The 20,718-nt window shown below is 47.4% G+C and carries 14 protein-coding genes; 7 read left to right on the plus strand and 7 right to left on the minus strand.

The features are described 5' to 3' along the window. Window positions 1-145: 145 nt before the first annotated feature. Window positions 146-1,234: a recombinase RecA gene (gene recA, locus U2F10_RS26055; protein WP_163661163.1), complete on the plus strand. Its 1,089-nt coding sequence runs from the start codon at window positions 146-148 to the stop codon at window positions 1,232-1,234. Between the two features lie 39 nt (window positions 1,235-1,273). Here recA and U2F10_RS26060 read toward each other — a convergent pair whose 3' ends face one another. The 5 genes from U2F10_RS26060 to U2F10_RS26080 form a co-directional block, all read right to left on the minus strand. Next, entirely contained in the window at window positions 1,274-1,903 is a 630-nt protein-coding gene (locus tag U2F10_RS26060) for an FHA domain-containing protein (protein WP_163661161.1), read from the minus strand. Between the two features lie 306 nt (window positions 1,904-2,209). Then, window positions 2,210-3,082 (minus strand): alpha/beta fold hydrolase, encoded by an 873-nt coding sequence (locus U2F10_RS26065; protein WP_163661159.1) that lies wholly within the window; start codon window positions 3,080-3,082, stop codon window positions 2,210-2,212. A 108-nt stretch (window positions 3,083-3,190) separates the two neighbouring features. Next, window positions 3,191-3,532: a DUF1815 family protein gene (locus tag U2F10_RS26070; protein ID WP_006517269.1), complete on the minus strand. Its 342-nt coding sequence runs from the start codon at window positions 3,530-3,532 to the stop codon at window positions 3,191-3,193. A 522-nt stretch (window positions 3,533-4,054) separates the two neighbouring features. Further along, window positions 4,055-4,270, minus strand: coding sequence for a DUF2839 domain-containing protein (locus tag U2F10_RS26075; RefSeq protein WP_006517270.1), 216 nt, complete (start codon window positions 4,268-4,270; stop codon window positions 4,055-4,057). A gap of 35 nt (window positions 4,271-4,305) precedes the next feature. Further along, window positions 4,306-5,871: an ATP-dependent DNA helicase gene (locus tag U2F10_RS26080; protein WP_163702989.1), complete on the minus strand. Its 1,566-nt coding sequence runs from the start codon at window positions 5,869-5,871 to the stop codon at window positions 4,306-4,308. A 174-nt stretch (window positions 5,872-6,045) separates the two neighbouring features. Here U2F10_RS26080 and U2F10_RS26085 point away from each other — a divergent pair, with 174 nt between their 5' ends. Further along, a complete protein-coding gene (locus U2F10_RS26085; RefSeq protein ID WP_163702988.1) occupies window positions 6,046-6,924 on the plus strand; it encodes a prephenate/arogenate dehydrogenase in 879 nt (292 codons plus the stop codon). A 42-nt stretch (window positions 6,925-6,966) separates the two neighbouring features. On the opposite strand, the gene U2F10_RS26090 is transcribed toward U2F10_RS26085, so the two are convergent. Continuing rightward, window positions 6,967-8,730, minus strand: a complete 1,764-nt coding sequence (locus U2F10_RS26090) for an ATP-binding protein (protein ID WP_250566019.1) — start codon at window positions 8,728-8,730, stop codon at window positions 6,967-6,969. A gap of 495 nt (window positions 8,731-9,225) precedes the next feature. On the opposite strand from U2F10_RS26090, the gene lepA reads away from it, so the two are divergent. Both lepA and U2F10_RS26100 read left to right on the plus strand, forming a co-directional pair. Beyond that, window positions 9,226-11,031 carry a translation elongation factor 4 gene (lepA, locus tag U2F10_RS26095; RefSeq protein WP_163661151.1) on the plus strand — a complete coding sequence of 602 codons (1,806 nt, stop codon included), beginning with the start codon at window positions 9,226-9,228 and terminating at the stop codon, window positions 11,029-11,031. A gap of 310 nt (window positions 11,032-11,341) precedes the next feature. Next, entirely contained in the window at window positions 11,342-12,955 is a 1,614-nt protein-coding gene (locus U2F10_RS26100; RefSeq protein ID WP_499873716.1) for an IS1634 family transposase, read from the plus strand. An 86-nt stretch (window positions 12,956-13,041) separates the two neighbouring features. On the opposite strand, the gene polA is transcribed toward U2F10_RS26100, so the two are convergent. Beyond that, window positions 13,042-15,918: a DNA polymerase I gene (gene polA, locus U2F10_RS26105; protein WP_499873717.1), complete on the minus strand. Its 2,877-nt coding sequence runs from the start codon at window positions 15,916-15,918 to the stop codon at window positions 13,042-13,044. Between the two features lie 458 nt (window positions 15,919-16,376). Here polA and amt point away from each other — a divergent pair, with 458 nt between their 5' ends. From amt to U2F10_RS26120, 3 genes are all read left to right on the plus strand, one after another. Further along, complete coding sequence (gene amt, locus U2F10_RS26110) at window positions 16,377-19,019, plus strand: ammonium transporter (protein WP_499057074.1); 2,643 nt, start codon at window positions 16,377-16,379, stop codon at window positions 19,017-19,019. Window positions 19,020-19,063: 44 nt separating this feature from the next. Next, window positions 19,064-19,387, plus strand: a complete 324-nt coding sequence (locus tag U2F10_RS26115) for a low molecular weight protein tyrosine phosphatase family protein (RefSeq protein ID WP_163661144.1) — start codon at window positions 19,064-19,066, stop codon at window positions 19,385-19,387. 302 nt (window positions 19,388-19,689) lie between these two features. Further along, a complete protein-coding gene (locus U2F10_RS26120; RefSeq protein WP_499057071.1) occupies window positions 19,690-20,646 on the plus strand; it encodes a metal ABC transporter substrate-binding protein in 957 nt (318 codons plus the stop codon). Window positions 20,647-20,718 lie beyond the last annotated feature (72 nt).

Consider the following 20,718-nt stretch of genomic DNA (forward strand, 5'->3'; position numbering starts at 1 on the left):
TGTATGTTTTTGAGGTACAATCACAAAGTTGGGCATGATGTCCTTACAAAGACCCATTGATTAGCCCGATCCAGCATGATTGGCGCACAGTCTGGGAGCTTATAATTGCTGAACTTGGCCAAATTTATCCCACCCCTTAGGCAGCATGGCAAAAACATCCACCGAAAGTAACGAGCGCAAAAAAGCGTTAGATATGGTGCTCAATCAAATTGAGCGCAACTTTGGTAAAGGTACCATCATGCGCCTTGGGGATGCGCAGCGTATGAAAGTGGAGACTATCCCCACTGGAGCCATGACGTTGGATCTGGCCTTAGGTGGCGGATTGCCTAAAGGCCGAATTATTGAGATTTATGGGCCAGAGAGTTCAGGTAAAACTACGCTGGCCCTACATGCGATCGCGGAGGCTCAAAAACAAGGCGGTGTAGCAGCTTTTGTAGATGCTGAACATGCTCTTGATCCCGTTTATGCTGGTGCTCTTGGCGTCAATATCGATGACCTCTTGGTTTCCCAGCCTGATACCGGAGAAGCTGCTTTAGAAATTGTGGATCAGCTGGTGCGGTCCTCAGCGATTGACTTAGTGGTGATCGACTCTGTGGCTGCCCTAGTCCCCCGTGCTGAAATCGAAGGGGAAATGGGCGATGCCCACGTAGGTTTGCAGGCGCGATTGATGAGCCAGGCCCTACGTAAAATCACCGGGAATATTGGTAAGTCTGGCTGCACTGTTATTTTCCTCAATCAGCTACGTCTCAAGATTGGTGTGACCTACGGTAATCCTGAAACTACCACTGGAGGCAATGCCCTTAAGTTTTATGCATCTGTGCGGCTAGACATTCGCCGTATTCAAACACTGAAAAAAGGTAATGATCAATTTGGCATTCGCGCTAAAGTCAAAGTCGCCAAGAATAAAATTGCTCCTCCTTTCAAAATCGGTGAATTTGACATCATTTTTGGTGAAGGCATCTCCACACTAGGTTGTATTGTCGATCTTGCAGAAGAAAATAACATTCTGATCCGCAAGGGAGCTTGGTATAGCTATAAGGGAGAAAATATCAGTCAGGGTCGTGACAATGCCATTCGCTATTTATCCGATAATCCAGAGGTTGCGACTGATATTGAGCAAAAGCTACGTCAGACGCTACAGATTGGTGATGATTCAGGAGCACCAGTTGACGTTGTTGATGAGTCAGCAGCCCCCGAACCTGCAAAAACCACTGCTAAAAAGGGTAAGTCGTAGTGAGCCTATCCTCCTTGAGCCATTGATTTTGGGAAAGCCTTAATGTAAGGTTCTGCCTCCCTCTGAGCTATCTACTTCTGGTTCAAGGGTTGATGGATTGTCGCCTTGATTGGTGTGAGTACCACTTTGGCTCGCATGGGGGGCACCTTGACTGGCGGGGCCACAGATGCCACAGATAAAGAAATAGAACAGTGAGCTGCCAATGCGGATGCGATCGCCATCACGCAGTGTATATACGCGCTTTAGTTTTTCGCCATTAACGTAGGTTCCATTAGTGCTTTCTAGATCAGAAATGATAAAGCCTTGATCTGGACTGTACTGCAAGGCAGCGTGGCATCGAGATAGACGCTTATCTAGCACCGCAAGATCTGATTGACGAGGATCTCGACCAATAGTCCATAAACCGTCTTTGGAATAGAGACTTTTGGATTTGCCACTTGCCAGATTGCTGATTATATAGACTTGCTGATCGCAAATCATGCCTTGAATATAGCTAGGAATCTGCGATGCATTATTCGCATCAATCGCAAGCATGTCATCCAATAGCTTGCGATCACCTTCATATAACTTAGAGAACGCTTGAAATAGACCTAGCTTAGACTCAGCCTCTGCTTCATCTTCAGCTGAGAACATCATGCGATATTCAGCTAGGTGGTTTGGATAAGCCATAAAAGTTCAAATAGAACGTTTAGTTTGAGCCCGATTAATAATGAAGTGACGATATGGATTCAAAAAATGGATCTCCAACTCCAGTATTCTTTAGAACCTGAGGAATATGGGGAGCACCAACGTATTTCTATGAAACTTTGAACTTGACTGGAATAATTATGAAAAGTTGATTAATCGTCCGGATAAAATGAGCTGAACTTGAATAGCGGTTTTTACTTTTACCGTATAGTTTATTCTCAAAACTATTATTAGTTTGAGCCCTGTCTTTGCAACAGCTTTAAAGGATAGTGATCTTGGCAGTAAACCCTAACTTAAAAACTCTATGAGCTCACGATTAACGCTATTGGGTGCCTCTTGCTGGATCCAATGACCACAGTCAGGGATAGACCGCCTAATACATTTTTCTATTGATAATGCATCAGAAAAAATACCTGTAGCGGGTACAAGATTGTCATCTTCTCCCCACATTAAAAGTGTGGGCGATGCAATTGCAAGTGTAGAGAGTCTTGAGGGAGTGAACCAATCATTTAGCCAATCATTCAAGCTAAAACAGTGACGCACATGTTGTAAAACAGCTGGAATGACACCAGGCTTTTGTAACGCAGCCTGATATAGATCAGTATTAGCTTGAGTAAACGCGCTTTTCCTAACGGCTTGTTGTTGAAAGAGATACTTCAGTAGAGAAGGCAAATTCTCTTTGATTAACCACTGAGGCAAACCAGGAGTTTGTAGCGCTAATAGGTGCCAATTTCGCTGTAGGTGCTCCCAGCTATTAGCAAGTCCATGACTCAGGGCAGATTGCCAGCGTTGAGGAGTGCTGAGTACAGCTAATCTGTCTACGCTTTTAGGAAACCGATGTGCAAGATTCCAAGCGATGGCTCCGCCCCAATCATGCCCAACAATATGGGCCTTGTTATAGCCTAATGAGTGGATCAACGCATGAATATCAGAGCTGAGCGTATCCAAGTCATAGCCAAGTCTTGGCTTATCAGAGTCGTTATAGCCCCTCAAATCAGGTACAACTACCTTAAAATGTCGAGATAAGTAGGGTAATTGATGCCGCCAAGAATACCAAAACTCAAATAAGCCGTGGAGCAAAATTAAGAGCTTGCCACTGCCTTGAGTTACGTAATGGAGCTGCACCGAATTTGCTTTGACGTATTTATGTTCCCAACTCAACGGTGCGACTCCAAATCAATTGACTGAATTGACAGCATCCAATTAACTAGGTGCCGCCTTATATTTTGTATCACAAGCAATTAAAGCTTGTGTTTTTTAGCTGGCCACTTAGGCAGAACGATAAGCAACCTGGTACTCAACGGGCTGAATCCGGTACTTCACCAGATTAGCGAGCTCTTGCAGCTGATTAATTGCTTCAGCGCCCTCTAGTTTCATTAATTCGCGATCATCACGCATTTCTGTCCACGTAATACCGTAATCTGAAACCAAAAAACGAATCAGATGGTCATTGCCGAGGCTGACCATGAATGATGCACTATTGAGCTGATCACCGCATGTATAACAGGACGCTAAATAGCCTTGATTCTCAAGGACAATTGCTAGCGCTTTTAGGTTTAGGACCAAATCTTTTACGAATTGGCGGTGCTGCTCTGCAAGTCGAACAAACATTTACGTTCTCCTTCCCACCGGTCACATTGTAAGGTTGAATCTTAATTTTTGCTTAATGTTTTTTATAAACTATCTAATTGGTTCTCCTTAACTTTCAGTTTTGGTAGAACTAATTCAGGGCAAAAATGATTGATTGTACGTACATAATTGTCTGAACTTTGAACATGAGCTTAAGTTGCTGTCAGGAAAGAGCTTTCCGGTTAACTCAGTAGATGAGCTAGAGGCTCATACTAACTGTATTTCGCTATGTTCCTTGTATCAATTTGCCCAGACTAGAACCTTATGTAGCCTTTGTATTAAAAGATGGTGTTGTATTAAAAAGGCTCGTGAGAATAAGTAAATTAAAGATAACTGTTGCTAACGGTTAAAAATGCCAAATACTAACTTTATGGTATTTGGTCATCAAACTATGACATTAGCCACACCATAGCTACCATAGGTCTATCTGTCCAGAAATGAGGTCTTCTTTGTAACGGTTTTGCTAAAAATATGAATGTTTTCATTGTCAATCTGGTAGCAATCTCATTCAGCTAAGGCCCACCAGCCAAAAGCTGGGCCGATAAATCTAACAGTGAGCCAGAGAAGAATCATGAGAATAATTCCTGCCCATGCCCCACGAGTACTCCAGGTTACGAAGGCTTGGGATTGCTTTTTTGTAATGGGCAGCCATGGAAAAATGCGTTCGGCTTTCCCGTAATCTTCACCGAGTTTTGACTGCCGACGCTTTGCTTCGCCCATGTTGCCCTATTAAATCTGCAAATTTTATTATTCGATTATAGCGCTTGGTTTACCGGTGCTAACCAGCTTGGGTCTAGGTAAGTGCTTTGGGCAATTGGGTTCAAGGTTTTGAGAATGGTGCGCCCATAACTACGATGATTGACTCGATTGTCTAGCAGGGCTACTTTGCCCTGTTGTGCACTGATGGGTGCGATCGCAAGCTGCAGAGTTTGTAGTGCTGAGGGTAATAGAAACAGTCGGAACCAATCCTGGCGCAGACGTTTGTAGTAGGCCACTTGACCCGCAACTAACGGATTTTCAAGGGAGGGGATGGGTAGTGTGGTGATAATCAGTAACCCAGGGGGCAAGCACCGTAGCCGATGGTCCTGCCAAAATTCCCAACCTGTTACCAGGATGCCGTTAGACGGCCCGTCGGTTTTTTCAACCTGGACGCGAGAGCCATATTCCGCTGCTAAAATTGAGCCAATTTGAGCTTTGAGGGGATTATCACCTACCAAAATAACCGTGGGTTGAGTGCGGGTTTCTGGCAGCTGCAGCAGGTTGCGAATCTCCTGCAAAATAGCACTGGGGAACTGATTGCTATTAGGCATGGGCAGGCGGTCAGGAGCATAGAGCTGAATCCCATCCCGCTGTCGATCTGGGGTGAATTTTAGGCAAGTGAGATCCTCTAACCCCAGCCGTTGTCGATAATTTTCAGCACGGTTTTCTTCATCTACAGCAGCACCGATTAAAATGACGGGCTGTCGTTCCCAAAGCGGTTGCATGATATCTGCCAGGTGCACTGGCGCACAATGCAAGGCTAACTGGCCCGAACCACGATTCAGCTGTAGCCATGTCATGCTGTCTTCTTGGGTTAATTGCTGGCGAAATTTCTGCCATGTAGGTGGCAATGCCTCTAAACCTAAAGGGGTTTCGGTCAGCTGATTGTATAGCTCTTCAAGCAGCGCATGTTCCTCCGCGTCGGCGAGATAACAGCTATAGGGGTTCGCTGGATGTTGAAAGGCGAGGTGGGTTAGTTTGACCCGCAGATCTCGAATAGGTGTTTGCTGAGAGGGGTAGGCCAGCCCTAGCTGATGCCAGTCGCCATCGTCGAGGCGGCAAGTTAGCTCATGACGTACCCAGTTCACTAGCGGATCAATCCCATCGATCAAGGTGAGGATATTTTTGGGGAAAGCGGGTGCTGCTGTCGTTGATGAATTGGATTTTTCTAAGGCACTTAGTTGGCCGGACAGCCAGGCACTCGGCGTTGTAATTAAAATGCCTTGAAACGTTTCACCAGGCCAACGTTCACCTACCTGGATGGATTTAACGGTAGGGAGCGTTTGCAGCAATGTGGGAATCTCATCTTGGACTAGTTGCTGCTGGATTGCTTGGGGGACAACCAAGACAATTGGTCCAGGCCACACTAAGGCTGGCATCAGATAACTCAGGCGATAACGGCCTCGATACGCCGCAGTGCTACCGATTTGCAGAAGAGCACTGCGACCTAATCTGAGGGCTCTAGCTACTAACCGTGCCATCGTTAAATGGTGGGGCCATTGAATGTGCCCCTGCTGGCGTAAAAACTCTCGGAGTAGCTGATGAACTTCTGCCTCAATCACCTTTGCTGCAACTCTCGCTATGCCTCGATAATTCAGCTAAATCCTTAAAAAATGACTCAGTTGTGTGTCTCATTGTGACATACTCCCTTGGGGCGTTTGGTTTATCGCCGACCAGCTCATAGCCTCTGGACAGATGTCCCTTTGAATTATTGACATAATTTTTGATCTTCCACCATGTCACTGACCTCTATCTCAGCGCAAACTTCACAGCCAGATTTAATCATTGGGATTGTTGGCTTAGGGCTGATTGGTGGTTGTTTAGCCATTGATTGTAAACGTCTGGGCTATACCGTTTATGGAGTGGCTCGGCGACCAGCAACTACAGCGGCAGCGGTTGAGCAAGGCATGGTGGATCAAGCAGGATGCGACCTGGCCCTGATGGCTAAGGCTGACCTTGTTTTTGTTTGTACGCCTATGGCCCTAATCGTGCCAACCGTCCATCAACTGGTGGAGCATTTGCCAGAATCAACAATTGTGACTGATGTTGGGTCTGTGAAGGGGGAGGTTGTAGCTGCAGCGACTACAGCATGGCCTAATTTTGTTGGGGGGCATCCCATGGCAGGTAAGGCGGAGTCAGGATTAGCTGCAGCTGAAGCGGGATTATTTCGCGATCGCCCCTATGTGGTGACGCCAATTGAAACCACAAAACAAGTCGCACTGGATCAGGTGGTTGCGATCGCTACCCAGCTTGGTTCCAAAATCTATACGTCCACACCAGCAGCTCATGATCGTGCTGTGGCGGCCATCTCCCATTTACCCGTAATGGTCAGTTCTAGTCTGCTCCACACCTGTCTCAGTGAGTCGGATTTCCAAGTCAAAGTTCTGGCCCAGCAATTAGCCAGTAGTGGTTTTTGCGATACCAGTCGCGTCGGCGGCGGTAATCCTGAATTGGGCGCTATGATGGCCCAATTCAACCGGGCAGCTTTACTCCAATCCTTACAGCAATACCGGCATCAGTTAGATACCGTGATCAATCTCATCGACGCCGAGGAATGGGATGTGCTCAAACAAAGGCTCACTGTCGCCCAGCAAGAACGGCCGAAGTACCTCTGAAGTTATTATTTTGCCGTACAAACCACTATCCAAGATTTGCACCTAAGCCATGTGCTTTCCTTCTAGCTCGGCCATAATCACAGGTTCCTGATACAAAATTGCCGTGAAAGTAACAGTGGAACCGAGACCTTCGCCCATGCTAATAAATTGCACCTTGCCCCCCATTGCTTCGATCAGCCGTTGGGAAATTGCCAACCCAAGACCAGTGCCACCATACTGACGGGTGCGCTCTCCATCTACCTGACTAAAGGTTTGGAACAGACGATTTTGTTTTTCTAAGGAAACACCGATCCCGGTATCCTCAACACTAATTTTGATATGTCCAGGCCAGACCCGACCTTGGAAGCGTATGCTCTGGGGTTTGACTTCAGCGCTGATGGTTACCCCTCCCTCAGGTGTAAATTTGATGGCATTGCCAATCAGATTGAGGAGGACTTGCAAGATCCGCTGGTAGTTTCCGTATAGCTTGATTTCATCTAGCGTGGCAGGCAGCTTCATATCGAAATAGAGGCCTCGCTGTTCCGCCTGAGGGCGGGTGAAATTCTCCACATCGGAGAAGAGCTCTTGCAGGCTAATGGCGGTCAAATCAATTTCCATTTTGCCTGCCTCAATTTTAGCGATGTCGAGGACATCGTTAATTAAGTTGAGGAGATGGAGGGCTGATTTATGGGCTTCTTCGATAAACTCTTCTTGCTCTTCTGGATCGTCGGCCATGCCATCCAGCACCAATCGCAGAAAGCCAATCATGCCATTCAGCGGGGTGCGCAATTCGTGGGATGTATTGGCCAGGAACTCACTTTTAAGTCGCGATGCTTCCTCGGCATAGCGTCTTGCTTCTTCAAGCTCATCATTTTTATCGATTAGTTTTTCGTTAGCCCTTTGAAGATCGTCTGCGAGCGTACGACTTGCCTCAAAGAGTTTTGCGTGAGCAATGGCTGTTCCTACTTGGTCTGTGAGCTCATTAACCAGTTCGATTTCTAGTGGGTGCCAGGGGCGCTCTGGTGGCATTTGCAACAGTAAAACGCTGTTGGGTTCGTCTCGATAGCAGGTGGCTACAGTTAAAACGGTATATGGACCAGCGTCGTTATCTTTCCGATCAAAATCTGACAGTACGGGTTTGAGAGTGTTAATGGTGCAGCGAAAATCTGCCTTGTTAGCGAGTTCAAAAGTTTGCCCCAAACAAGGATCTAATTCGGGTTGATGAAACTCAGCAACTACATTTAAGGTCTGCATTGCCACTGAGTAGTCGCAGACGAGACAGCGATGCAGGTCTAAAAGGGTACCTAGACCATCTACGGTTTGCTGCCAAATAGTTTCGAGTTCTAGAGTTTTGCGGATATTAGACGCGATATTGGTCAGAACACCGTGGTAGTTAGAAATATTAGCTAATAGACCTGCTTGGGCATTATTGGAACAGGGATCTACCGCAATACCCATGGTGCTTACATGCTGAGGCATCTGAGCCGTATCCGCGACAGTGAGGATAGAACCTTCCCCTTTGATATATCGTTGACCGGGGGCATCGTGCCAATCGACTAGGCTTAGCTTAAAATCTAGGCCTACTGGGTGAGGGCCACAGCGGACAATGCATTGAAACGTCTGGTTTTGCCCATCGTCCAACACCTGTTTAACGCGTTGTAGGTAAGGGGCTATGGCGACAGGGCCAAAAAGCTGATCAATGGATTCGTGTAGATAGCGATCAGGTGCAGCGTGAAGGGCTTGAGGCCAATTGATAGCAACAATCCGCCCGTCGGGATCGTGAATAACTTGGAGGGAAGAATTATCAACTGTGGCGGGAACTGCCATAGGTTCAGGGTCAACTATCAATTGCGATCTCATAGTCCGTCAGAAATCTCTAGCCCTATACTTAACTGCTTACGAGTTTTCCCTGTCTGGATCAGAAACATCTAAGCTGAGATCGCTCGTCAGCAGTATGACAGACCTCAAAATTCTCTGATCACAGGGTAATGGGTGCCGCAAGTCAAAAAAACGCTTCGACTGATTCAGCACTGTTCGTTGGTAAGACGCCCCGATTAATCTTTATCTTGTCATGGGATTCATCAAATGGTCATCCCTTAATGTTTTCCCTGCAAGGATCCCATGCAAAAGCAATAAAGCTTTATTACTTGATTGCTTGAATAAGGTACTGCCTGAATCATCCAAGCAAACGCTCACCCTGAAAAAGCTTATGGATAAGCTTATGGATATTGGTGGGTAGGTTTATGGATGGACAAAGTATTGGAACAAAGCATTAAGATAAGCTAAGTGCTTCTTGCTCTCTAGTTTGAGTTTCTTCTTTCCATGACCGACGCACCCGTCTCTCGCATCCGAAATTTTTCGATTATTGCTCACATCGATCATGGAAAATCTACCCTGGCTGATCGGTTGCTACAGGAAACCAAAACCATTAGCGAGCGGGATATGAAGGCTCAGGTCCTCGACACCATGGACCTAGAACGGGAGCGGGGCATTACCATCAAGCTCCAGGCGGCTCGTATGAACTATCAGGCTGAGGGTGGCGACGAATATGTGCTTAACCTGATTGATACGCCAGGGCACGTTGATTTTTCCTACGAGGTCTCCCGCGCTTTAGCTGCATGTGAAGGGGCCCTACTGGTGGTGGATGCCTCCCAGGGTGTGGAGGCACAGACGTTGGCCAATGTCTATCTGGCCCTGGAAAACGATCTAGAAATTATTCCCGTTCTGAATAAAGTAGATCTGCCCGGTGCAGAACCGGATCGGGTCAAGAAAGAAATTGAAGATATCATTGGTCTGGACTGTAGCAATGCTATTCTGGCGTCGGCTAAAGAGGGGCTAGGCATCACTGAGATTTTGGAATCTATTGTAGAGACCGTCCCCGAGCCTGAAGATAATACGGAGAAGCCGCTGCGGGCGCTGATTTTTGATAGCTATTACGACAGCTATCGCGGGGTGATTGTGTATTTCCGAGTGGTGGATGGAACGTTAAGTCGTCGCGATCGCATCCGTCTGATGGCCTCCGGTAAGGAATACGAAATCGATGAGCTGGGCGTACTCGCTCCCCATCAAATCGAAGTTGATGAACTCCATGCTGGTGAAGTGGGGTATATATCTGCTTCTATTAAAGCTGTGGCTGATGCCCGAGTTGGCGACACCATTACCCTAGTTAAAAAGAAAGCCGAAGAACCTTTACCGGGTTACGTAGAAGCTAATCCCATGGTATTCTGCGGACTTTTTCCCACTGACTCTGATCGCTACGAAGATCTGCGCGATGCCTTAGAAAAGTTAACTCTCAGCGATGCTGCCCTACAGTACGAGCCCGAAACCTCCAGTGCCATGGGCTTTGGTTTCCGCTGTGGTTTCTTAGGACTCTTGCACATGGAAATTGTGCAGGAGCGGCTGGAGCGGGAATATAACCTGGATTTGATTACCACAGCTCCATCGGTGGTTTATCGAGTCACGACGATCGATGGCGCGGTGCTAAATATTGACAACCCTTGCGAACTGCCGGAGCCCCAAGAGCGGGAAAAAATTGAAGAGCCCTATGTCAAAGTAGAAATTTTTACTCCTGAAGAGTTTGTCGGAACACTGATGGACCTGTGCCAGACCCGACGGGGCGACTTTAAGGATATGAAGTATCTAACAGAAGGGCGTACTACGCTGGTGTATGAAATCCCCTTAGCTGAAGTGGTGACTGACTTCTTCGACCAGATGAAATCTCGGTCTCGCGGTTACGCCAGCATGGAGTACCAACTGATTGATTATCGTGTGAATTATCTGGTGAAGCTGGATGTGATGATCAATGGCGATAAGGTTGATCCGCTGGCGGCCATTGTGCACCGTGACCAAGCGTACTATGTGGGTAAGGCGCTGGCAGAAAAGCTCAAAGAGCTAATTCCCAGACACCAGTTTAAGATCCCAATTCAGGCAGCCATTGGTAGTCGCATCATTGCCAGTGCCAGTATTCCAGCCCTGCGCAAGGATGTATTGTCTAAGTGTTACGGCGGTGACATCTCCCGTAAGAAGAAACTGTTGAAGAAACAGGCCAAAGGTAAGAAGCGCCTAAAGGCCATCGGTACGGTGGATGTGCCACAGGAAGCATTTATGGCGGTATTGAAATTGAATTAAATGGGTTTGGGTACGCTGAATCCCCCCATTGAATTAGATATTCCGTAGGGGCACGCCCTTGTGGCTGCCCTGGGCTACGTTTCGCTATCAACCGAAAACCCAAAATTCCCATGAAAATAATGGCGCTATTGGTTTTGCATGTTGGTCAATAGCGTTAGCGATCGAGGGCAACCACAAAGGATGGCCCCTACGATGGTGATTAATCAACATGCCTGTGGGATTTATGATGGCCTATGGATTTTGGATATTGGTTAATGCGCGCATTCCGCAGGTTAGGTTTGAAAATCAGGTAATTTAAGCGGTAACGTTTTTGCAGAGCCGCTTAAAGAAGATGCGTGTCGAGGATATTGATCACTTAGGCATCATTGCAGGGATTGTAGACCAAATCGGACTCGAAGCGCTGGTGAATGGTTGTCTAGGGACCCATGTGCAGCAAAAGGTGAGTCCGGGACAAGGGATCAAAGCCATGATTCTGAATGGATTAGGCTTTGTGAGTGCACCGTTGTATCTGTATGAAGAATTTTTTGTGGGCAAAGCAACGGAGCATCTGCTTGGCGAGGGGATTGCGCCCTCCCATCTGAATGATGATTACTTGGGTCGATTACTCGACAAAGTGTGGGCCTATGGACCCAGCAAATTGTTCAGTGTCGTCTCGATGGCAGCCTATCAAGCCTTTGGCTTAGATAGCCGTCGTTATCATCTTGATAGTAGTAGCCTGAGTGTGCATGGGGCGTATGAAAGCGCGAACAAAGAGCCGGGTTGCATTGAAATCACCCATGGGTATTCGAAAGACCACCGACCTGACTTAAAACAGTTTGTAGTGGAGACAATCTGTACGAATGATGGGGGAGTCCCCTTAGCGTTTGAGGTCGCCAGTGGCAATCAATCCGACAAAGCGGTGTTTGCAGACCGATTAAAGACGTTTGCAGAGCACTGGAGTGTCGAGGGAATCTTGGTGGCTGACAGTGCCTTATACAGTGCCGATAACTTAGCCATTTTGGGGGCACTGCGTTGGATTACCCGTGTCCCGTTAACGCTATCCGCCGCCCAATCGGTGGTTACTGAGATCGATCCAGAGGCCTTTGTGGCAAGTGAACGGGACGGCTATCGATTGGCTCGTGTGTGCACAACCTATGGGGGAATTCGACAAGGGTGGGTCGTGGTCGAGAATCAGACACGGGTCGAGACGGATTGCCAACAGGTGGATAAACAGGTTGCCAAACACCTCGTCAAGGCAACAAAACAACTGCGTCGTCAACAGACCATTGAGTTTAATTGTGCCGCCGATGCTCGCCGCCAGGCCGAGGCCCTAGCGACCCGCTGGCCCTATCACTGTTTGAGCCAGTTAGACGTGGTCGAACAGCACCACTATGCCCAGTCAGGACGCCCGAAAACAGGGGCGACACCTACCCACACCACCTATCGAATTACCGCTCAAATCGTCGCCGATGACGCTGCTATTCATCGGGCAAAGCGAAAGGCAGGACGCTTCATTTTGGCGACCAATGTCATCGATGATGACACCTTGACTGACGAAATCATTCTCTCCGATTACAAAGGGCAATCGGTCTCTGAACAAGGCTTCGGTATGCTCAAGGATCCCTTGTTTTTTACCTCCAGTGTTTTTCTCAAAACACCTGAACGCATTGTAGCTTTGGCGACCATCATGGGATTGTCCCTGATGGTGTACACTTTAGCTCAACGGCAGGTGAGACACGCCTTGGATCAGGCGAATGAAACCCTTCTCGACCAACGCAAGCGACCGACTCAAACGCCGTCCTTACGGTGGATTTTTCAGAAGTTTCAGGCAATTCACCTGGCTTGGCTCAATGAGCAACCTCAGGTTTCCAACCTCTCACCTGAACGGCTGAATATCCTCAGATTTCTTGGCGCGCCCTGCCAGAAATATTATTTGATTTGCTGACTAACCTGCGGAATGTCCGTTAATGGCGTTAGCGAGTGAGGACAGCCAAAAGGGATGGCCCCTACGTGACGTAATGGATGTGCGGATTATTTCGCGTCCATCCAATTTTTGCCAGCGTTGATTTCCACCTTTAAGGGCACCGATAATTTCACAACGGATTCCATTGTTCGGGTGATTTTTTCCTCTAGTTCCGGCCATTCATCGGGGGGAATTTCAAAAATCAATTCGTCATGGACCTGTAGTAAAAGTCTGGCCTGATATTCCTTGAGGACTTCATGCAGCTGAATCATCGCGATTTTGATAATGTCAGCACTAGAACCCTGAATTGGGGCATTGGCAGCTGCCCGTAATAGGCCTGCATCATAGCCACCCGGTTTGAGCTTATTGAGTTCAATTTCATCTGGAGATCTGCCTTTCAGTGGCCGCAAGCTATTGCTCGAAAAGTTGAAATATCTGCGGCGACCTAAGATGGTTTCCACATAACCATGGGCAATGGCCTCACGCTGCATTTGTTGCAAGTACTCAAAGACCCGCGAGTAGCGCTCGTTAAATTTATCGATAAAGGCCTTGGCCTCCGTACGGCTCACACCCATTTCGCGAGCAAAACGCACAGCACCCATGCCGTAAATAACGCCGAAGTTGATGATTTTACCCATGCGGCGTTCGTCTGAAGTGATTTCTTCTTTATCCAAGAGTAGTTGCGCGGTGAGGCTATGGACATCTTGTCCGGTGCGATAGGCATCGACCAAGACTGACTCTCCGCTGAGGTGGGTGAGAATTCTTAGTTCGATTTGGGAGTAGTCGGCAGCGGCTAGTAGCCACCCTTCTTGAGGCAAGAATGCCTGACGAATTTGGCGACTAAAGGCGGTGCGAACGGGGATATTTTGCAGGTTCGGATTCGATGAGGACAGGCGACCGGTGGCAGTGACGGCCTGGTTAAAGTCAGTGTGGACACGGCCTGTATCAGCTCGCACTAGCTTGGGTAAGGCGTCCACGTAGGTGGATTTCAGTTTGGATAATGTGCGATGGCTGACGATACAGTCCACCACTGGATGATCGCCCTGAAGTTTCTCAAGAGTAGATGCGTCTGTGGAGTAGCCAGTTTTGGTTTTACGGGTTTTCTTTTTGTTCAACCCTAGGGTTTCAAATAGCAAGACGCTGAGCTGCTTGGGAGAGCTAAGGTTAAACTCTTCGCCCGCGTAGTCGTAGGCTTTGATTTGCAACTCGTAAAGGTCGGCTTCGAGCTGCTCTGAGAAGTGTTTCAGGTAAGGTTCGTCAATGCGGATACCGGTGGCTTCCATGTCGGCAAGGACGGCTTCGAGGGGGACTTCGATGTCGCGAAATAGGGTTGCGATCGCATCCACCTGCTTTAATTCATCTTGCAAAATCGGCACTAACCGATAGGTGGTGTGCACATCCCCACCGCAGTAAATTGCTACCTGATCAATCGCAATATCTGCAATGGTTTTACCTTTTGGTACTAAGTCGCTATAACTTTGTGCTGCCACATTCAAATAGCGCAGCGACATATCTGTCAAATTGTGACTGCTTTCTGGATTCAGTACATAGCTGGCAAGCATGGTATCAAACACCACACCTGCTAGCTCAATCCCCTGACCTTTGAGCACCGCTCGGTCATACTTGGCATTTTGTAGAGATTTTGGATAGTCGGCACTTTCTAAAATTGGCTTGAGTGCAGCTAAGACATGCGCTAACGGTAGCTGCTCTCCTGAACCATGACCGACTGGCACATAGGCCAAATCCTCTGGTCCATCTCCCCAGCAGCAGCCAATCCCTACCAGCTCAGCATCCAGCGGCTCAATCGCCGTCGTTTCCGTATCCCAAGCCACGGGCCGAGCTTTATCTGTTTGAGTTTCTAATTCAGCCACCAGAGCCTGCAACTGTTCCGCTGTAGTAACAATCTGTGGCTTAATGTCCACCTCTTCCACATCGGTAGCGGCATCAGTTTCTTCTGCGGTGAAAAAAGATGTTTCCTCATCATCAATCGGTGTAGAGACCTTTGTTGATGTGGCTGTAACCTCGCCGCCAAATGCCTCCTGTAACTTGTTCAGACGATTAATGAAATGCTGAAACTCCAGATTTTTCAGTAGAGGGATGACCTTGCCTTCGTCAAACCCTTCTAATTTGCAATCCGCTAGATCGACATCTAGTTCAACATCAGTGACGATAGTTGCGAGATATTTGGACTTGTCTGCGTCCTCTTTGCCAGTTTCCAGCTTTTTCTTGACTGCACCCTTCATGTCAGGCACTGCGTCATAGACACGTTCCAAGTTTTCGTGTTCTGTCAGCAGCTTGACGGCAGTTTTTTTACCAATGCCTCGCACTCCAGGAATATTATCCGAGGTATCGCCACAGAGGGCTTTGTAGTCGATTACCTGGTTAGGCTTAATGCCAAGTTTTTCCTCAACTTCCTTAATGCCATATTCCTTGGCCAGACCATTGGTGCGGCCAAAGGTACTGCCCAGATGCAGTACCTTAATGTGCTCGTTATCGTCGATCAGCTGAAATAGATCCTGGTCGCCGCTCAAAATTCTGACTGCATAACCTTCTTTCTCGGCTTTGGTTGCTAACGTGCCAATGACGTCATCCGCCTCAAATCCTGGGGCTGTGAGAATCGGCAGCTTAAAGCTTGTCAACAGCTGCTTGAGGTTTTCTACATCTTCGATAAAGTCTTCTGGTGTTTCTGGCCGCCCTTCTTTGTAGCTATCAGCAGCTTTGTGGCGAAAGGTGGGCTCAGCTAAGTCAAATGCGACGGCTGCATAGTCAGGTTTTTCCACCACCATCATGTCGCTCATGGACTTGAGAAAGCCAAAGCAAACGCTAGTGGGAATGCCTTTGGATGTGCGTAATCCTCCATCGCGACTTTTGGCGTGGGCGTAGTAAGACCGAAACGCCAGGGAGTGGCCGTCGATGATTAGCAGGGTGGGTCTGTCAGAACTCAAAACACTTGTCGCCAATGCAGCTTTTTAATTAAAGCGTGTCCACGGCCAGAACTGTAGTTTTTTCGGTAACGAAGCGACCGGTTTCAACTGGGACGTGGTCTATGGGGTAGTTTGGCGATAGGGGCACGCCATATCGATTGTGAATTCAGCATTTACCCTGCTCCTTATCTGGCAAGTATGTCTTGCTTCCAATGTAAAAGTTATTCATATAAGCGGTGACTATAGTCTGCTTGTGGAGCTAGAGTTGACGAGTATTGAAGTGTTTAGTTGAGAGTTATTTGATATCAAATAGTTTTGCCTTCTCCTTGGTGTGAGAGCAAGGAGGTGTTGTGGTCTCACCTAAATCCATCGGATACTCCACATCAGCATTCACCCATCAGGATTCAAAGCTAGTTAGTCTCCGGACGATCGGACTGCCATAGAGAAGTTTGTACTTATATAGTTAGCTTTTCAGAACTATGTCGCTTTCATTAGATGCACTGTGGGTGGTTATGAGCGCTAGCCTAGTGTTTCTGATGCAAGCGGGTTTTTTATGTGTAGAGGCTGGTTCCACCCGTCGCAAAAACAACATCAACGTTGCCATTAAAAATATTGCGGATGTTGGCCTATCAATCATGATGTTTTGGGCCTTTGGCTACGGCTTGATGTTTGGCACCTCTATGTATGGCTGGTGGGGTTTTAGTGACTTTTTGCCTGAGTTTAACCAAGCGGATAGTTGGCCTCTCATTTTCTTTCTATTTCAGGCAATGTTTTGTAGCACTGCTGTCACTATCGTCTCAGGAGCAGTGGCTGAGCGCATGACATTTCGAGGGTATCTATTCAGCGCTGTACTGATATCCGGGTTGGTGTATCCAGTATTTGGTCATTGGGTCTGGGGTGGTTTAGATCAATCAGTTGCAATTGGTTGGTTAAGCAAAAAAGGCTTTGTCGATTTTGCAGGTTCTACGATTGTCCATAGTTTAGGTGGGTGGGTTGCCTTAGCTGCAGTTTTGGTCATCGGTCCGCGTCTTGGTCGCTTTTCTCGACAAAACTTTGATCAACAAGCCCCCAGTTCAGATCTGCCCTTAGCTTTTTTAGGCGCGCTACTGATGTGGTTTGGCTGGTTTGGATTTAATGGCGGCAGTACCCTTGCTTTCAATGATCAGGTCCCAAGAATTTTGGTAAATACCTTGTTAGCAGGGGCGGCGGGATTGACTGCTCCTTTGACATGGTCTCTCATGGTGCAAAAGAACCATTTGCCGTTTAAGGCCGTGATGAATGGCTCTCTTGCGGGCCTAGTATCGATTACGGCTAGTTGTCATGCTGTGTCTTTGAGCAGTGCGGTGCTGATTGGCGGCATGGGTGGATTGGTGATGTTAGGCGTTGACGCCCTCCTAGACAAACTGCGCATTGACGATGCAGTCGGGGTCATTCCTGTCCATCTTGGCCCAGGTGTTTGGGGAACATTAGCCGTTGCATTATTGGGTGATTTAGGGCGATTAGACACTGGGCTGAACCGCTGGGAGCAATTTATTGCTCAGTGCTCAGGCATTTTGGCTTGTGGACTATGGTCATTCACGGTAACGTTGCTAGTCTTATTACTGCTTAATCGGTATGCGTCGCTACGGGTATCCCTGAAGCAAGAGTACATTGGCTTAAATGTGTCAGAGCATGGTGCGCGTAATGAGTTTCAGAACTTATTTGAAACTATGCAAACCCATGCGAAAACCGGTAATTTACAGCGACGGGTGACAGTCAGTGCGTTGACAGAAATTGGTCAAATTAGCCGTTGGTATAACCAGGTGGTTGATGCTCTAGACCGATCTACCGCCAGAACAAATGCAATTATCATGACTGCAGCGGATGGCATTTTGACGGTTGATCCTGACACCTTGATCCTTCAGAGCACGAATCCGGCTGTTGAAAAAATTTTTGGTGGCCACTGGTTACAGATGATTGGGCAATCCCTAACTACTTTGATTGAGACAGATTTGGTGCAGTCCCAAGATGCCGCTTTTCAATCCCTGCAACAGTTTTTGCAACAGGGTTGCCGTACAGGTGAGGCCTACATGGCGATTGGCATACACAATCAGGGCCGACGATTCCCCATTGAAGTTTTGGTCACTGATTCTCAATTAAGGTCCGCCAACTTTTTGACCATCATGGTGAGGGATGTCACCGAGCGTAAGGAATCAGAAGCGGCTCTGATGGCGTCCGAATTAGAGGCCCGTAGAACTGCCGGTCAACTGGAAAAAGCACTAAACGAACTGAAGCAGGCTCAGGCTCAGCTATTGCAAAGTGAGAAAATGGCAGGGTTAGGGCAGTTAGTGGCTGGTATTGCCCATGAGATCAATAATCCCGTCGGTTTTATTTATGGCAACCTTGAACATGCCATAGCGTATGTGGAAGATTTGTTACTGGTGATTAGCCACTACCAATCACAGGCAATTGAGCTGCCACCTGACATGCAAAGAGATGTCGAGGATGCAGACATCGCCTACATCAGGAAAGATTTTCCAAAATTAATTGGCTCCATCACAACTGGTACAGAACGCATTCGAGAGATTGTGCAGTCCTTGAGACAATTTGCCCGCTTTGGTGAATCAGATGTGAAAACTGTCGATATCCATAGGGGATTGGATAATACGTTGATGATGCTGGCACATCGTTTAAATATGACTGCTAGACGTCCCAAGATTTTGGTGGATAAGCGCTATGGTAATGTCTCTAAAATTCAATGCTATGCAGGGGCGTTAAACCAGGTCTTTTTGAGCCTATTCAATAATGCTATTGATGCTTTGGAGACGCACGGGTCAGGCACAATTACGATTACAACCGAGGAGCAGCCAGAGTATGTTGTGATCACTATTGCTGATAATGGCACAGGTATTCCGAAGGCCTTACAGCAGCAAATTTTTGATCCCTTTTTTACGACCAAGCCTGTTGGTTATGGAACTGGGATGGGTTTAGCTATCAGTCATCAAATTGTTGTAGACCAGCATGGTGGTGAGTTGCGCTGCAATTCTGTATTGGGTCAGGGCAGTGAATTTCAGGTGGTTGTACCGAAGACACTGGCATTGCGATCGCACTCTAAAACTGCTGCAAACATGTCTACACCTTGAGCTCATAGCACCAATCATGACCCCGTTCTCCTGACCTAGATGACATGAATATTTTGTTCATCTGTAGTCGTAATCAATGGCGTAGCCCTACTGCTGAGAAGGTTTGGTCAAAACAGCCAGGTATTTATGTCCGATCAGCGGGTACTAGCCCTAGAGCCCGTAAAACAGTTTCAGCCAAGGATATCCAATGGGCAGATACGATTTTTGCCATGGAGCAAAAGCACAAAGATAGACTCAAGGCTGAATTTCCTCGATTGATGAGCCACAAGACTATCCATGTACTTGATATTCCAGATGAATATCAGTTTATGGATGCAGAGCTGGTAGAAATTTTGCAAAACTCTATTGAAAGCTATCTTGGCATCTGATAGATGCTGCACTTGATTATTGCCCATGCTTGTCGGCTAGTAGCAGTTGCTGAAATGCAATGTCCCAATAAATTTCACTGGAAAATCTACAGCCGCCGCCTTGTCTCGCGACGTGAACAAGGCGGATTCGATGCATGGAAGAGTCTTCCTGGTTCAAACCCTAGCTTTAGACCAGACGGCTGCAAAAGTCTAATCGGATTTTAAGCTTCACATCTCCACAGCGTTCTTCAATTATGAGACAATTATGAAAAGTGAAGTAATTATGAAATAAGAAGGTGGGTCAATCCCACCAGTAATGGATCATGATCAACGAACAGTGGGTACATCGATTTAAGCCTCTATCATCCAGAGTGTTTTGGGCATCTAGTATTGCGGTCTTGTTGGGTTTAACCGCCTGTGGTCAGGAGTCTCCAACATCTGAGAACACGACTGCTGACGACCAAAAAGTTGTACTGACAACGTTTACAATCTTGGCAGATATGGCCCAAAACGTAGCTGGGGATGAGCTGCGGGTGGAATCTATCACCCGTATTGGCGCAGAGATCCATGGATATGAGCCGATACCTAGTGATTTAACCAAAGCCCAGGATGCTGATCTCATTTTTTATAACGGCATGAATCTGGAGCGCTGGTTTGAGCAGTTTTTGGGCAACGTGCAGGATGTGCCATCGGTGATTTTGACGGAAGGGATTGAACCGATTGCTATTTCGGAAGGTCCTTATGCCGATAAACCAAATCCCCATGCATGGATGTCTCCTCAAAACGCACTGATATATGTGGAAAATATTCGCCAGGCGTTTGTAGAACTTGACCCTGAAAACGAGTCGATCTATAACGCCAATGCTGCCGCGTACAGCGAACAGCTGCAAGCTATTGATGAAAAGTTACAGGTCAATTTAGCTCAGGTGCCGGTTGACCAGCGTTATTTGGTGAGTTGTGAAGGTGCGTTTTCTTATCTAGCCCGTGATTACGGTCTACAAGAAGTCTATCTCTGGCCCATAAATGCCGAACAGCAATCTACCCCTAAGCAAATTCAAGGGGTGATTGAAGACGTTCAAGCTAACGATATTCCAACTGTTTTTTGTGAAAGCACCGTTAGTGATGAAGGGCAACGAGAGGTGGCACGAGCCACCGGGGCTAAGTTCGGTGGCAACTTATATGTTGACTCGCTGTCTACGGCTGATGGTCCTGTACCTACGTTTTTAGATCTGTTGGCATATGACGTGCAGGTGATTAGCGAAGGACTGCTATCACCATAATGTTTTGGCTATGGGCCAATAGCTTTCTCATCCCAGGAAATTTCTAGAGTGGGCATTGCCCCATCGATATGA

This window comes from Leptothoe sp. EHU-05/26/07-4 (assembly GCF_043421015.1).
In the GTDB taxonomy this organism is placed as follows: domain Bacteria; phylum Cyanobacteriota; class Cyanobacteriia; order Phormidesmidales; family Phormidesmidaceae; genus Leptothoe; species Leptothoe turfae.